Here is a 14,743-nt window from a genome sequence, read left to right as displayed (position 1 = left end):
TATCGGGTGTCGTGATGGCACGGCACCCTCAGGCAGGCCCCGAGTGTGAGGCGAACGATGATTCCGGACCAACGGCGAGAGCACATCCTCAAACTCCTCCAGGAGCGCCATGTGCTGAGTATCAACGAGCTCACGTCGATGCTGTCCGTGTCCCACATGACGGTGCGCCGGGACATCCAGGCCCTGGAGAACGACGGCAAGGTCCTGTCGGTCACCGGCGGGGTGCGCCTGGCCGCCCGTCTCAAGAGCGAACCTTCCTACCTGGCCAAGGCCCAGCTGGAGGTTCCCGCCAAGCGCGCCATAGCGCGCGCCGCCGCCGACCTGGTGCGCGAGAACTTCACCATCTACCTGGACGCGGGCACGACCACGTTGCAGATGGTGCCGCTACTCACCGACAAGGTGGGGTTGACCGTCATCACCAGCGACTTCAACGTCGTCGGCCACCTCATGGAGTACCCGGGCATCGAGCTGATCCACACCGGTGGCGTGGTCTCGCACTCGGACCACTCCTCGGTCGGCCAGTTCACCGCGGACTTCCTGCGCAAGGTCAACGTGGACCTCGCGTTCATCGCGAGCAGTTCCTGGGACGTCGACCGCGGCTCCACCACCCCGTCCGAGGCCAAGGTGATCGCCAAGCAGGAGCTGTTGCGCATCGCCTCCAAGAGCGTCCTGGTGGTGGACAGCACCAAGTACGGCAAGTTCGGCACCTTCCGAGTGGCCCGTCTGGAGGAGTTCGACCTGATCGTCACCGACGACCGGCTGCCCCGTTCGGCGGTGGACGAGCTCACCGAGAGCGAGATCCGTCTCCAGATCGTCCCCAGCGAGTAACCTCCCGGTCCCGACGGCCCCGGTGGCGCACCGACTACGTCCTCAACGAGGGGGCGGCGGGCGCCTCCGGGGCCGACTCGTTCCGGCGCCTGTACCAGTGCCCTCGCATCGCCAGGGTGGTCACCGCCAGCGAGACGAGACCACCCGCCGTTCCCAGCGCGAACGCGCCGTGGTGACCGTGGGTGTCGGCGAGGGCCCCGGCGACCATGGAACCCAGGGCCTGCCCGAGGATCAGGCAGCTCAGCACGATGGCCATGGACTGGGAGAGCCGTTCGGGCGGAGCAGCCCGCTCGATCAGACCGAACAGGCTCACGATGTGCGGGCCGATCGCGAAACCGAGAGCGAAGAGCGTCACGGCGAGTGTCGCGGGACCGTGTTCCAGGTACAGCGGCAGGGTGAGCAGGGCCAACCCCGCGGCGGCCACGCGCGTGCGGGCGGTCAGGGTGAACCCGACCGGCAACGAGGCCATCAGCAGGCCCGCCACGGCGCTGCTGGTCCCCATGACCGCGTACATGAGCCCCGATAGGTCGCCGTGTCCCGCGTTGTCCGCGAAGGCGGTCACACCCGTGGACATCCCGCCGAAGAACAGACCCTGGCAGAACATGGGGACGGTCAACACCAGCAGGGCCGGGCGAAGGATGCGCCCGCCGCCGCCCGGCACCGGCGCGCTGCCGGCCGGGGCGGTGGGGTGCAGGGCGAAAACGGTGCCGAACACGCCCAAGAGCACGGCGGCGCCGATGACGCTCGCTGTGGGGGACATGGTCACGGTGAGGATGCCCACGAGCGCCGGGCCCAGGACGAAGGACGCCTCGTCCAGCACGCCCTCCACGGACATGGCGGCCGACACCGAGCGTTCGCGCTCCAGGCCGTGCTCGGGCCCCTTGCGGATCAGTACCACCCAACGGGTGCGTGCCATGGGGCCGACCTGGGGCAGGCACAGGCCACCGAGTGCGGCGAGTGCGATCAGCACCGCCAAGGGGGCGTCGGCGATCACCGCGATGACGAGCGCGGCGATCAGGGCGGTGTCCACCAAAGCCGTGATCAGGACAGGGAGGCGTTGCCCGTGGCGGTCGGCGAAACGGGCGATGACGGGGCCGCCCAGAGCCTCTCCGAGGGCGAACGCGCCCGAGATCAGACCCGCCGCGGCGACGCTGCCGGTGGTGACGGTGACGAGCGTGAGGAGCCCGATCAAGGTCATCGAGATGGGGAGACGGGCCAGGAAGGTGGCGAGGAGCAACGGCCAACCGGCGATCCGGTGCATGCGCCGCAGGGTTTCAAATGGTGACATCCGCCCTCGTTCTGTACTCGCCCTCGGCCGCGAACCATCCCATGATAGGTCCACCGAAGTCCCGATTCGGGCGCGCGGATGTGTAGGTTCCCTCCCATGAACCACCCCCATCCCCTCGGCAGGCTACGCCCGTTCCTCACCCCCGGACCCGGCTGGCCCGACCGGAGCGCGGTCGTACGCGACGTCTTCCTGACACTGGGTTTCCACCTGCTCATGGCCGCCGAACTGCACGCGTTGTCGGTGATGGGCCTCGTCGGCCCTTGGCAGGTCCTGGGCGCGCTCATCGGGCCGGTGGTGGTGGTACTGCTCAGCCGACTCCATCCGCTGCTCGCACCCTGCGCGGCCGTCATCCTCGGCAACTTGCTCGCGGCCTACATGGTCGTGCTGACGTGCGCGTCCTACCTGGCCGGACGGCGTTCCCCGAAGACGAGACCGGTGGCGATCCTCATCGTGTTCGCGGTCATGGTGTTCACCGACGTGTGGCGCAGCGGGATGGGCGAGGAAGCGGTGATCTGGATCCTCTCGCTCCTGGTGACCGTGTTGTCCGTGGCCGTGCCGTGGCTGGTCGGTGTCTACCGCCGCCAACAGGTGGAATTGATCGAGGGCGGGTGGGAGCAGGCCCGCCGGTCACGCCGGGAGCAACGGCTGACCGCCGACCAGGCCAGGATGCGCGAACGTTCCCGCATCGCCCGCGACATGCACGACTCCCTGGGCCACGAACTCACCCTCATCGCGCTCCGGGCGGGCGCCTTGGAGGTCGCCCGCGACCTGGACGAACGGCACCGGGAGAAGGTGGTCGAGCTCCGGGAGACCGCGGTCTCGGCCACCCGGAACCTGCGCGAGATCATCGGGGTTCTCAACGACGACGAAGGCGAGCGGTCGGCGCCCACCAGTCCCACCGGCGAGAGCGTCGTCGCGTTGGTCGAACGGGTCCGTGGCTCGGGGCTCCGGGTGATGCTCGTCCAGGAGGGGCCGATGAAGGATCTACCCCCGATGGTGGACCGTGCCGCCCACCGGGTGGTGCAGGAGTCCCTCACCAACGTCGCCAAGTACGCCCCGGAATCGCGGGTCACGGTGTGGCTCACCACCGACAGCCGAAGGTTGGAGGTCCGCGTCACCAACACCGCCACCGAGGGCGCTCCCGGCGAGGGAGCGGTGAGCGGCCACCGTGGACTCGCCGGCCTGCGGGAACGGGTCCGACTGACCGGCGGCACCTTCGCGGCCGGTCCCACCGAGAACGGCTGGGAGGTGTGCGCGATCCTGCCCCTGGACGGCGAGGCGGTGCCGGACGAGGAGATCCGCACCGACGGCGCCGCGGAGATCGACCGGCTCCAGGACAACGCCCGTCGCGGGGTCCGGAACTGGTCCGTGGCGCTGTTCGCCGTTCCCATCATGTTGCTCATGGCCATGGTCGTCTTGGGGTACCTGCTCTTCCTCGATGTCCTCACGGACTCCACGCTCTCCCCGGAGGACTACGCCGAGGTCGAGGTGGGACGCGACCGGGACGAACTCGCCCCCCTGCTGCCCGGCTACCCGATCGACCTGGAAACGGCACGGATCGAAGAGGTCACCGATCCCGCCCCCGACCCCGACTGTGACCAGTACCGGGTCGATCAGGGAGCGTCCGACGCCGACGCCGACCTCTACCAACTCTGCTACGAGGACGGGGTACTGGTCACCAAGGAGGAGTTGCGGGGACCGTGATCGGGCCATTGTGGGATGCTTTCCGCGGACCATCGACCCCCAGGAGGAACGTTCGTGATCAGGGTGCTGCTCGCCGACGACGAGGCGATGATCCGGGCGGGTGTGCGTGCCATCGTGGAGAGCGATCCGGACATCGAGGTGGTGGCCGAGGCGGCGGACGGACGCGAGGCCGTGGAACTCGTCCTCGCCCACCGCCCGGACGTCGCCCTGCTCGACATCCGCATGCCCCGGATGGACGGCCTTGCCGCCACGGCCGAACTCCGCAAGATCGCGCCGGACGTTCGGGTCGTCATCCTGACCACCTTCGGCGAGGACGAGTACATCTCCCAGGCGCTCGGTGACGGGGCCGCCGGGTTCCTGCTCAAGGCCGGTGACCCGCGCGAACTCATCTCCGGGGTGCACGCCGTCGCGGACGGTGGCGCCTACCTGTCCCCACAGGTGGCGCGGCAGGTGATCAGCCGAATCGGCTCCGGGAGGGCGGCCAGGGAGGCCGCCGCCGCCGAACGTCTGGCCGAACTCACCGATCGTGAACGCGAGGTGCTCGCTCTGCTCGGCACGGGATTGTCCAACGCCGACATCGCCGGACGGCTCTTCGTGGTGGAGGGCACCGTCAAGAGCTACGTCAGTGCCATCCTCGGCCGGTTGGGGATGAAGAACCGGGTCCAGGCCGCCATCTTGGCCTACGAGGCGGGCCTGGTGGAACGTGACGCCGACCGGTGACGGGCGCCGCTCCCGCCGGGGAGGGCCCCAAGGCTCGGGCGGACCAGGGCCGCGTCAGACCTTCGACGAGGGCCGGCCTCGTTCGTCGGGCACTCGCCGGTGCTTGGGCCTGCGCAACCCCGAGGCGCGCAGGCGGGCGACCAGCTCGCGCCCGCTGACGTGTTCGGCGCCGAGCGCCACCGCCCGGGCGTGCAGGTGCTCGGGGATGTCGTAGTGGTCCCGTTCGAAGGCGCGCTCGGGAACCCCGAGCTCGCGGGCGAACGCGTGCAGTTCGTCGAGGGACACGTCGCTGACCAGGTGTGCGAAGCACCAGCCGCGCGGACCGGGCCAGACGGGGCTGTCGACCAGGATGCTCACGACGCCTCCGGTGCGGTCACCGCGCGCCAGGGCACCGGGCTGGACATGACCATGGTGCTGGAAGGTCGACCGTGCTCGGCGAGCTGGTCGATGACCTCCTCGAAGTGTTCCATGGAGCGCACCGCGATGAGCAGGAAGCAGCAGGCGTCCCCGGTGACCCGATGGACCTGGAGGATCTCGGGCAGCTCCAGCGAGGACCGTTCGCGCAGCAGACAATGGGCGCCGAAGCACTCCATCCGGACCAACGCCGTCACAGGCAGTCCGGCGGCGGCCGGGTCGACGTGTGCGTGGTAGCCGGTGATGACCCCGCGGTCGGTGAGTCTGCGGACACGGTCGGCCACGGCGGGCGCCGAGAGGTTGACGCGCCGGGACAGCTCGTTGAACGACAGGCGCCCGTCCTGTTGGAGCTCGTGGAGGATCCGCTGGTCAACGCCGTCCAACGGGAGGGGAGTGTGTGGGGTCATACTTTTCGCTCCCAAGGTCGAGATCGTTTTCCGGTAATGAATGTAAACCCGATGGGGGATCCGCGTCGCCATCGGCCATTCCTTCCCTGGGTGATATGTCCGATCATGTGAGCTCACGTTCACGGCGCCGTGCACGGCGGAACCCGGTGGCGCCGCAGGGCGTGCGAACACCGAAGCCACGCCGTACCCGAGGGATAGAGACCATGCTCTCCAACACGTCCGTCCAGCAGTGCCCCTACGCACCCGCCGAGGGCGGCACGGAGGACGCCGCGACGGCCCGGGCCCGCAAGGCCGAGAGCAACAAGGGCGAGCCGACCCTGGCCTTCGACCACAACACCCCCTACGTCGACTACGTGGGCATCGACACCCTGCTCGACCTGGAGCGACCGCGCACCGACGAGCCCGCCGAGTCCGCGTTCATCGTCACCACCCAGGTGATGGAACTGCTCTTTCCGCAGGTGCAGCGGCGGTGGGAGGCGGCACGTGACGCCCTGGAGACCGACGACGTACCCGCGGCCCTGGTCGCGCTTCGCGGCGCGTGCAACGTCCAGGACGTGCTCAACTCCTCCTGGGGGCTGCTCTCCGACATGACCCCCACCCAGTTCAACCGGTTCCGGGACGCCTTCGGCGAGGCCTCGGGCTTCCAGTCCTACGGCTACCGAAAGCTGGAGTTCCTCCTCGGCAACAAGTCCGCCGCCATGATCCGCCCGCACAAGGGCATGACCGGCGTGGCCGCCGAACTCGCGGAGGTCCTGGAACGCCCCGGTCTGTACGACGCCGCGCTGCGTCTGCTGGGCCGACGAGGTCTGCCGGTCCCCACCACGGTCACCGAGCGCGACTGGACCGCTGAGTACGAACCCTGTGCCGAGGTCGAGCGCGTCTGGCTCGGGGTCTACGAGGACGACCGTCCCGGCAACGACCTGTTCCTGCTGGCCGAGGGACTGCTGGACGTCGCCGAGCGGGTCACCCGGTGGCGTCACCTGCACCTGATGGCGGTGAAGCGCACCATGGGGGGTAAGCCCGGAAGCGGCGGGTCCAACGGACTGAACTGGCTGGCCCGCAACGTCGAGAAGGACGTCTTCCCCGAACTGTGGTCGCTGCGCAGCACGGTCTGACGCCGGCCCGAACATTTCGAACCACCCCGGCCCACCGGCTCTATGTAGGAAGCGGGACCCCATGACACCCACCACCCGTGAGGAGTGCGCCGCGCTGGACGCGGCCGACCCCCTCGCCCACCTCCGCGAGGAGTTCGTCCTGCCCGAAGGGGTGATCTACCTCGACGGAAACTCACTGGGCGCGCTGCCGCGTTCCACCCCCGGTCGGGTGGCCGACATGATCGAGCGCGAGTGGGGAAGGGACCTCATCCGTAGCTGGAACGACGCCGGTTGGTGGGACAAGCCGCGCACCCTGGGCGCGAAGGTCGCCCCGTTGGTGGGCGCCGACCCCGACGAGGTGATCGTCGGCGACGGCACCTCCGCCAATTTGTTCAAGTGCCTGGTCGCGGCGTTGCGCCTGTCCGACCGCTCGGTCGTGTTGGGGGAGGCGGGCAACTTCCCCACGGACCTGTACGTCACCGAGGGCGCCGTCTCCCTGACCGGTGCCCGCCAGCGCCGGATCGACCCGGACGGCCCCGCGTTGGCAGTCGAACTCGCCCGGGACGACGTGGGCGTGGTGCTGCTGAGCCACGTGGACTACCGCAGTGGTGTGCTGCGCGACATGGCCGGCATCACCCGATTGGCCCACGAACACGGCGCCTTGGTGGTCTGGGACCTGTGCCACAGCGCCGGAGCCGTCCCCATGGACCTCTCGGGTCAGAGCGTGGACTTCGCCGTGGGGTGCACGTACAAGTACCTCAACGGCGGTCCCGGAGCGCCCGCGTTCCTGTACGCGGCCCGTCGCCACCACACCACGGCGGAGCAGCCGCTGAGCGGCTGGCACGGTCACGCCCGCCCCTTCGACTTCACCCCCGAATACGAGCCCTCCCCGGGCGTCTCCCGGTTCCTCAGCGGCTCACAACCCCTGGTGGCGGACGCCGCGCTGGAGGCGGGGCTGGACGTGTGGGCCAAGGCCGACATGGCACGGGTGCGGGCCAAGAGTCTGGCCATGACCGACCTGTTCCTGGCCCGTGCGGCTTCGGTGGGACTGTCCTCGATCACCCCGGCCGAACACGACCGTCGTGGCAGCCAGGTGGCCCTGCTCGAACCGGTGGAGGGCGCCGGGTACCCGATCGTGCAGGCGCTGATCGAACGCGGCGTGATCGGTGACTTCCGGGCCCCCGACGTCATGAGATTCGGGTTCACGCCGCTGTACCTGCGTTACGTGGACGTCTTCGACGCGGCCGCACACCTGGTGGAGGTCGTGGAGTCGGGTGAGTGGCGAGACGAGCGCTTCAACCGGAGGTCACAGGTGACCTGACCCGGATGACCGGGATTCGACTCCCCGGTGGGACGAGCCACCGGGGAGTTCTTTACGTCCGATGGACCTCGATCGATGTGACCTGACCCCGGGCCGTCACAGACTTGCGTGGCCTTTACCACGACAGCACCTTCCGAAACCAAGCCCGACGTGTGCGGCGTGTCGTGACCTACCGGCCGGTATGAGGGCTTTGGGAGGGGTTTTCGGTGCTCTCGCGCCATGCGTCTCGGTTTATGGCGAGGGTCACTATCGACCCCCTTCGCCACCTTCGTTCAGTCCCCGAATCCCCTGGCGCCAGGGGGTTTTCGTGGTTTCAGGCCCTTTGTCGGGTGGCGTCATAAGGTAATTTCACGAATACTAACCGTCATTTTACCCAGAATCCTTCGGTACTTTGCCAACCGCTGGGTTAGTGTCCTTCGTGACCGGTTCGTTATTGATCTTTAACGAGCCGGTGCCGAGCCCTTGACCGGCCACAGGCCGGAAGGGAAGACGAGGCCTTCTTTTCGTCTCAGGGAACGAGCCGCGCGAATCCAAGTGCCGGCTGTTACGGCGGAGCCGATCCGGACCCCCGTTCCCACCCGCCGTTCGCCGCAGGCGACGCGGGAAGCCCCATGACCTGATCTCACCCACCGGGTGCCGCTCCGCGTGCCCCCGTGTGCCCCGACCTGTCCTGGGCGGCCTTCTCGGCCCTGTCACCAACCTGGCTGATAATCCATGAGCAACGACACTCCCATCCAGTACGGCGAAGTCACCGCGACCTATTTCTGGGACGACGGTTCCGGCATCAACGGTGACACGGGTGCTCCCGCAGGTGGCGAGCCCATGCAGAAGGGGCTCTTCTCCAGCCCCAGCTGGCCGTTGGGTACCGAGGGCTACATCGAGTACGAGGGTGAGCAGCACGAGTTCTTCATCGGCGACCGCGGTCCCGGTGAGCCCTCCAACGACTGTGACGTCCTCCTGGACATCGACGGCAAGACCTTCGCCGACATGATGGGCGAGGAGTGGAACGACGAGAGCCTCGTCGTCAACGGCGGCAACGGTCACGCCGAGGTCGAGTACTTCATCACCGAGTGGGGCGACGGCAACGGTGAAGAGGGCGCCCCACACCCCTTCCAGCAGCCCGACAACAAGTGCGAGGACGCCGTCGCCCCGGTTCCCGAGGAGCACCTGCCCCAGGAGGAAGAGGACGAGGAAGAGGCCGAAGAGGAACAGGCCGAGGAGGAGCAGGCCGAGGAAGAGTCCGAGGACTCCTCCGAGAAACAGGACGAGCAGGAGGCCGAGGAAGAGGAGCAGCAGGACGCCGCTTCCGCGACCTCCGAGGACGAGGGTTCGGACGACGGCGTCACCGCCGAGACCGCGGCCAACGACCTGTCCGGTTTCGGACTGATGAACGCCGAAGGCACCCCTTCGGCCGCGGGCCTGCTGACCCTGGCGATCATCCCCGCCATCCTCATCGCGTTGGCCTTCGCTTGGATCCGTCGTCCCTCCGGCGCCCACGCCGGCGTCACCGACGACAGTGGCAAGGGACTCATGGCCCAGAGCGAGGGCCGTCACGGCATCGCCTCGATCATCGATCGTCTGCGTGGCAAGGACGAGTAACCAAGACCACCACCCCGGACGGTTCACCGGAGAGTGGGCAGAGGAAGGGCCGCGCACACCGCGCGGCCCTTTCTCACAGGTCGCCGAGCAGGAGTTCGGGACGCTCCACGCAGTCGGCCACCCAGCGCAGGAAACCGCCCGCGACACCGCCGTCGCACACACGGTGGTCGAATGCCAAGGTGAGCTCCACCACAGGACGCGGCACCACGTCCTCGCCCACCACCCACGGGCGACGCAGGATCCGGCCCAGGCCGAGGATCGCCACCTCGGGATGGTTGATCACCGCCGCCGAGCCGTCCACCCCCAACACCCCGTAGTTGTTGACCGTGAAGGTCCCGCCGGACAACTCGCCGGGGCCGAGGGAACCGGAGCGCGCGGCCTCGGCGCGCTCACCCAACCGCGCCGACAACCCACGGGTGGTGAGACGGTGCGCGTCGGCGAGCACCGGGACCACCAGGCCGCGCGGAGTCTGCGCGGCGAACCCCAGGTGCACCGCGTCGAAGCGCACGGTCTCACCGCGTTCGGTATCGAAGTGACCGTTGAGTTCGGGAAAGTGGGCCAGACCCAGCAGCGCGAAGCGGGCGATAAGACCCAGCACGCTCACCGGTCGGTCCGGCGCCGCCTCGTTGAGTCGCGAACGTAGCTCCATCATCGCGCCGGCGTCGGCATCCACCCACACGGTGGCCTCAGGGATCTCCCGGCGTGAACGCGACAGTCGTTCGGCCATGGTCCGGTGCGCGCCCCGCAACGGCGCGCGGTGTACCCCGGGTTCCTCGGGCGTGCGAGATGGTCGGGCGGAAGGGATCCGTGACTCCACGTCTCGGCGCAGCACCAGCCCGTTCTCCCCGCTGCCGCGCAGCGCGGACACGTCGACGCCGTGCTCCCGCGCCAGCCGTCGAACCAGGGGCGATACCACCCTGGTCGGCCCATCGGAGGTCGTGGACGGGCCGTCGATCGCCGTTGACCGATGCGGCCCGCCCGACCCGCGGGCGGCGCGACGCGAGGGCCGCGCGCCCGTTCCCGTGCCGTAGCCCACCAGGACCGCACCCGAATCCGTGCTGTGGTCGGCGGCGCCGTTGCCGCCCACGGAGTCCGGGGCCTCCCGTGTGCTCGGCACGGTGGTCCGAGGGTCGCCACCCGCCCCGGAGGGTCGGGCGGGGACGACGGAGATGAGCGGAGCGCCGACGGCGACGACCTCGCCGATCGCTCCGTGCAGTTCGGTGACGACGCCACCGAAGGGACAAGGGACCTCCACGGTGGCCTTGGCGGTCTCCACCTCGACGACCGGCTGGTCCACGACGATCACGTCACCCGCGTTCACCAGCCACGACACGATCTCGGCCTCGGTCAATCCCTCACCCAGGTCGGGGAGTTCGAAGGTGTTCACCGGCCCTCCACCCACTCGGACTCCCACTGCAAACGGTCCACGGCGGTCAGGATCCGGTCGACCCCGGGCAGGTGGTGTTCCTCCAGTTTCGGCGGGGGATAGGGAACGTCCCATCCGCCCACGCGCAGCACCGGGGCCTCCAAGTGGTGAAAGCACTGTTCGGTGACGCGCGCGGCGACCTCGGCTCCGTAACCGCCGAAGACCGAGGCCTCGTGCACGACCACGGCGCGGCCGGTCCGGCGCACCGAAGCGGTCACGGTGGCGTCGTCGAACGGGGCCAGTTGACGCAGGTCCACCACCTCCAGGTCGCGCCCCTCGCCGGCGGCGGCCTCGGCGGCCTCCAGCGCGGTGGCCACCATGGGTCCGTAGACGATCAGGGTGGCGTCGGAGCCGGACCGTCGCACGACCGAACGTTGCATGGGTTCGGTCCGCACGGGCAGTTCGACGGTCTCCCTGGCCCAGTAGCGGCGCTTCGGTTCGAGGAACAGCACCGGGTCGTCGCAGTCGATGGCCTCGCGCAGCATCGAATAGGCGTCCGCGGGCGTGCCCGGGGTGACCACCCGCAGTCCGGGAGTGTGCGTGTAATAGGCCTCGGAGGAGTCGCTGTGGTGTTCCACCCCGCCGATCCCACCGCCGTAGGGGACGCGGATCACCACGGGTAGGGTCACCGCGCCGCGAGTCCGGTTGCGCATCTTCGCCAGGTGCGAGGTGACCTGCTCGAACGCGGGGTAGGAGAAGGCGTCGAACTGCATCTCCACCACCGGGCGCAGCCCGTACGCGGCCATCCCGATCGCGGTGCCCACGATCCCCGACTCGGCCAGGGGTGAGTCGAAACAGCGTTCCTCGCCGAAGTCCGCCGTCAGCCCGTCGGTCACCCGGAACACCCCGCCCAGGGGACCGACGTCCTCGCCGTAGACCAGCACGTCCGGGTCGGCGGCCAAGGCGTCGCGCAGGGCACGGTTCAGGGCCGCGCCCATGGTGGTCTCGGAGGTGGGGAACGTGTGCGCCATCAGACCTCCCGCAACTCCTCGGCGAGCTCGTTCCGTTGTCGCTCCAGTACCGGCGGGACTTCGGCGTAGACGTCGGTGAACAGGGACGCGGGGTCGAGTCGGTCCTCGCCCGCCATCCGGTCGCGGACCACGGTGGCGATCCGTTCGGCGTCGCGCTCGTAGACCTCCAGGAGTCCGTCGTCGACGATCTGCTCGTTGCGCAGCAGCGTCTCCATGCGGATCAATGGGTCGCGCTCGACCCAGTACTCCACCTCGCCGTCGTCGCGGTACCGCTGCGGGGCGTCGGCGTTGGTGTGCGGGTCGACCCGGTAGGTGAGCGCCTCCACGATGGCCGGGCCGCCGCCCTCGCGGGCCTCGGTCAGGGCGTGGGCGACCACGGAGTGCACGGCGGCGGCGTCGTTGCCGTCCACGTGGTAGCCGCGCATGCCGTATCCCACCGCCTTGTGGGCCAGGGTGGGAGCCACGCTCTGCCGGTGCAGCGGCACGCTGATGGCCCAGTGGTTGTTCTGGACCAGGAACACCACCGGGGTGTTCCACACGGCCGCGAAGTTGTAGGCCTCGTGGGTGTCGCCCTCGCTGGTGGCCCCGTCACCCATCAGGACCAGGGCGGCCACGTCGTGGCCCTTGTGCCGGGCGGCGTAGGTGAGGCCGACGGCGTGCGAGGCGTTGGTGGCCAACGGGGTGCACTGCGGGGCGCAGCGGTAACGGTGCGGGTCGTAGCCGCAGTGCCAGTCCCCGCGGAAGAGGGTGAGCGTCTCCACCGGGTCCACGCCGTGCGTGAGCATGGCGACGCTGTCGCGATAGCTGGGAAAGAGCCAGTCCCGTTCGCCCAGGGCGAGCACCCCGCCCACCTGCGCGGCCTCCTGCCCTGTGGAGGACGGGTAGACCGCGAGCCGTCCCTGGCGAGCGAGGGTGCCGGCCTGCTGGTTGAAGCGGCGTCCGATGACCATCGCCCGGTGGAGTTCGGCGAGCATGGCGGGGTCTGGAACGGTGAACGAGGAGTGTTCGCGACGGACGCCGTGTCGGTCCACGAGGCGCACCGGTTCCTGGGAGGGCAGGGGAGGAACCGGACGAGTTCGCTCATCGGTGTGCTTCATGTCTTGAATATGAGCCGAATCACCCCATATTGTCGATCCCTCCACGCCGATGCTGGACGAATTGCCCGGCACGGTGTCCCTCGATACAGAACATCTAATGTCCATCACCTGGACGGTATGAGGTAAGACACATGGCCGTGCAGCTGGATGACACCGATCGTCGGATCATCGCCCTCCTTCGCGACGACGGTCGTATGTCGATCCGCGCCGTCGCCGAGCGCGCGCACATCTCCCGGGCCAACGCCTACTCTCGACTCGAACGCCTCCGCAACGACGGGGTGATCAGGGGATTCACCGTCGTCATCGACCCCGAGAAGTACGGCACAGCCCTGTCCGCCTACGTGTCGGTGCGCATCGAACAGCACTCCTGGGAGCGATTCCGCGAATACCTGCGCGACATTCCCGAGGTCGACCACGCCGCCCTCGTCTCCGGCGACGTCGACCTGCTCCTCCTCGTACGCGTCACCGACGCCGCGGCGCTGCGCACGTTCGTCCTCGAACGCCTCCAACGCCTGCCCGAGGTCAAGAGCACCCAGACCATGTTCATCCTGGACGAGCCACATCTACAGTGACCGCCACGTCCTACCCTGAAGGTATGGAATATCGAGTCGTCGACGCCTTCACCGACCGACCCTTCAACGGCAACCCCGCGGCCGTACTCGTCGTGGACGGCCCCTACGACGAGGCCTGGGCCCAGCGGGTGGCGGCCGAGTTCAACCTCTCCGAGACCGCCTTCACCCGACCCCTGGCCGACGGCACGCGTGAACTGCGCTGGTTCACCCCCGAAGTCGAGGTCGACCTGTGCGGGCACGCGACCCTGGCCACGGCACACGTGCTCACCGAACTCGGTGTCGAGGGGCCCTACCGCTTCAGCAGCCGCAGCGGTCCCCTCACCGTGACCGCCGAGGACGGGCGGCTTTGGCTGGACTTCCCCTCACGACCGGCCGAGAAGATCGACGCCCCCGAAGGACTCGCCGAACACCTGGGCGTGGAGCCCCTGTGGGTCGGTCGCGGCGGAACCGACGACCTCCTCGTCGAGGTCGCCGACGAAGCCATTGTCCGAGGCCTGGCACCGAACCTGTACAGCCTGCGCGACATCCCCGCGCGGGGAATCATCGTCACCGCGCACGGTGACCGGTACGACATGGTCTCGCGGTTCTTCGCCCCCGGTTCCGGTGTACCGGAGGACCCGGTGACCGGCAGCGCCCACACCGTGCTCGCGCCCTTTTGGGGCGAACGCCTGGGCCGCACCGAACTCACCGCCCACCAGGCCTCCGCGCGCGGTGGCGACCTGCTGCTGCGTTGGCGTGGTGAGCGGGTCCACATCGGCGGGCACGCCGTCTCCGTCGCGACCGGCGACCTCAAGGTCTGAAAAGGATCCCCCATGGAGCAGTGGAACACCAGGGACGAGATCGTCGCCGGTCTCACCCGTATGGAAGAGGAGCACCCGGGTTGGGAGCGACCCGCCGCCTACGCCGTCGGCGTGCACCGAGGGGGCGAGACCACCTTCACCCTGATCAACGTCGGTGAGCGCCTCCTCCCCGCCATCGCCCTGGGACGTGCCTGCGGGCACACCTGCGGGACCGCCACCTACGAGCTCACCCCCGAGCAGCTGGACACGGCCATCGCCGGCCTGTCCCCGGCCGTGGGATGCACCGAGATGGAACACCCCAACTATCACCACTGGGTGGAGGTGTCGGAGGAACTCCGGGTGAGTGGTGGTCGGGCCGTGGCGGTGTTCGTCGCGTCGCTGGAGGACGCGCCCGTCGACGACCACGACCGCGCGTTCCGCGCCGCTATCGCCGGTACCGCTGAGACCGCTGGCACCGTCGGTGGCTGACCAGGGGTCGTCGGGCAGGTGTCGGGTGTGTGGG

Annotated in this window: 15 protein-coding genes; 9 read left to right on the top strand and 6 right to left on the bottom strand. The window is 69.0% G+C overall.

The window, feature by feature from the left end:
* Positions 1-57: 57 nt before the first annotated feature.
* Positions 58-828: a DeoR/GlpR family DNA-binding transcription regulator gene (locus tag NLI01S_RS06745; protein ID WP_067600908.1), complete on the top strand. Its 771-nt coding sequence runs from the start codon at positions 58-60 to the stop codon at positions 826-828.
* Between the two features lie 34 nt (positions 829-862).
* On the opposite strand, the gene NLI01S_RS06740 is transcribed toward NLI01S_RS06745, so the two are convergent.
* A complete protein-coding gene (locus NLI01S_RS06740) occupies positions 863-2,116 on the bottom strand; it encodes an MFS transporter (protein WP_067600906.1) in 1,254 nt (417 codons plus the stop codon).
* 96 nt (positions 2,117-2,212) lie between these two features.
* Between NLI01S_RS06740 and NLI01S_RS06735 the strand changes: the two genes are divergently transcribed.
* Positions 2,213-3,820 (top strand): sensor histidine kinase, encoded by a 1,608-nt coding sequence (locus NLI01S_RS06735; RefSeq protein ID WP_067600904.1) that lies wholly within the window; start codon positions 2,213-2,215, stop codon positions 3,818-3,820.
* 54 nt (positions 3,821-3,874) lie between these two features.
* Positions 3,875-4,540, top strand: coding sequence for a response regulator transcription factor (locus NLI01S_RS06730; protein ID WP_067600902.1), 666 nt, complete (start codon positions 3,875-3,877; stop codon positions 4,538-4,540).
* A 54-nt stretch (positions 4,541-4,594) separates the two neighbouring features.
* On the opposite strand, the gene NLI01S_RS06725 is transcribed toward NLI01S_RS06730, so the two are convergent.
* On the bottom strand, positions 4,595-4,897 hold the full coding sequence (locus NLI01S_RS06725) for a DUF4031 domain-containing protein (RefSeq protein WP_067600899.1): 303 nt from the start codon (positions 4,895-4,897) through the stop codon (positions 4,595-4,597).
* Entirely contained in the window at positions 4,894-5,361 is a 468-nt protein-coding gene (locus NLI01S_RS06720) for an Lrp/AsnC family transcriptional regulator (RefSeq protein ID WP_067600897.1), read from the bottom strand. Before NLI01S_RS06720 ends, NLI01S_RS06725 begins: the two co-directional genes overlap by 4 nt.
* 203 nt (positions 5,362-5,564) lie before the next feature.
* Here NLI01S_RS06720 and NLI01S_RS06715 point away from each other — a divergent pair, with 203 nt between their 5' ends.
* From NLI01S_RS06715 to NLI01S_RS06705, 3 genes are all read left to right on the top strand, one after another.
* On the top strand, positions 5,565-6,476 hold the full coding sequence (locus tag NLI01S_RS06715) for a tryptophan 2,3-dioxygenase (protein ID WP_084392373.1): 912 nt from the start codon (positions 5,565-5,567) through the stop codon (positions 6,474-6,476).
* Between the two features lie 61 nt (positions 6,477-6,537).
* A complete protein-coding gene (gene kynU, locus NLI01S_RS06710) occupies positions 6,538-7,776 on the top strand; it encodes a kynureninase (protein WP_067600894.1) in 1,239 nt (412 codons plus the stop codon).
* Between the two features lie 714 nt (positions 7,777-8,490).
* Positions 8,491-9,375: a hypothetical protein gene (locus NLI01S_RS06705; RefSeq protein ID WP_067600891.1), complete on the top strand. Its 885-nt coding sequence runs from the start codon at positions 8,491-8,493 to the stop codon at positions 9,373-9,375.
* A gap of 73 nt (positions 9,376-9,448) precedes the next feature.
* On the opposite strand, the gene NLI01S_RS06700 is transcribed toward NLI01S_RS06705, so the two are convergent.
* Genes NLI01S_RS06700 through NLI01S_RS06690 form a run of 3 tightly spaced genes read right to left on the bottom strand, consistent with a single transcriptional unit; the run spans position 9,449 to position 12,869 of the window.
* The gene (locus NLI01S_RS06700; protein WP_223809140.1) at positions 9,449-10,762 is read right to left on the bottom strand and encodes a dihydrolipoamide acetyltransferase family protein; all 1,314 of its coding nucleotides are present in this window, start codon (positions 10,760-10,762) and stop codon (positions 9,449-9,451) included.
* On the bottom strand, positions 10,759-11,772 hold the full coding sequence (locus tag NLI01S_RS06695) for an alpha-ketoacid dehydrogenase subunit beta (protein ID WP_067600884.1): 1,014 nt from the start codon (positions 11,770-11,772) through the stop codon (positions 10,759-10,761). The genes NLI01S_RS06700 and NLI01S_RS06695 overlap by 4 nt, the downstream gene beginning before the upstream one ends.
* Complete coding sequence (locus NLI01S_RS06690; protein ID WP_067600881.1) at positions 11,772-12,869, bottom strand: thiamine pyrophosphate-dependent enzyme; 1,098 nt, start codon at positions 12,867-12,869, stop codon at positions 11,772-11,774. Before NLI01S_RS06690 ends, NLI01S_RS06695 begins: the two co-directional genes overlap by 1 nt.
* Positions 12,870-13,000: 131 nt before the next feature.
* Between NLI01S_RS06690 and NLI01S_RS06685 the strand changes: the two genes are divergently transcribed.
* The 3 genes from NLI01S_RS06685 to NLI01S_RS06675 are packed head-to-tail and all read left to right on the top strand — an operon-like array spanning position 13,001 to position 14,709.
* Entirely contained in the window at positions 13,001-13,441 is a 441-nt protein-coding gene (locus NLI01S_RS06685) for an Lrp/AsnC family transcriptional regulator (protein ID WP_067600877.1), read from the top strand.
* A 23-nt stretch (positions 13,442-13,464) separates the two neighbouring features.
* The gene (locus NLI01S_RS06680) at positions 13,465-14,241 is read left to right on the top strand and encodes a PhzF family phenazine biosynthesis protein (protein WP_067601034.1); all 777 of its coding nucleotides are present in this window, start codon (positions 13,465-13,467) and stop codon (positions 14,239-14,241) included.
* Positions 14,242-14,253: 12 nt separating this feature from the next.
* Complete coding sequence (locus NLI01S_RS06675) at positions 14,254-14,709, top strand: hypothetical protein (RefSeq protein ID WP_067600874.1); 456 nt, start codon at positions 14,254-14,256, stop codon at positions 14,707-14,709.
* The last annotated feature ends 34 nt before the right edge of the window (positions 14,710-14,743 follow it).

Source organism: Nocardiopsis listeri NBRC 13360 (genome assembly GCF_001570765.1).
Classification (GTDB): Bacteria; Actinomycetota; Actinomycetes; order Streptosporangiales; family Streptosporangiaceae; genus Nocardiopsis; species Nocardiopsis listeri.
Note: the sequence above shows the minus strand (reverse complement) of the source record. Positions and strands in the feature narration are given on the sequence as shown.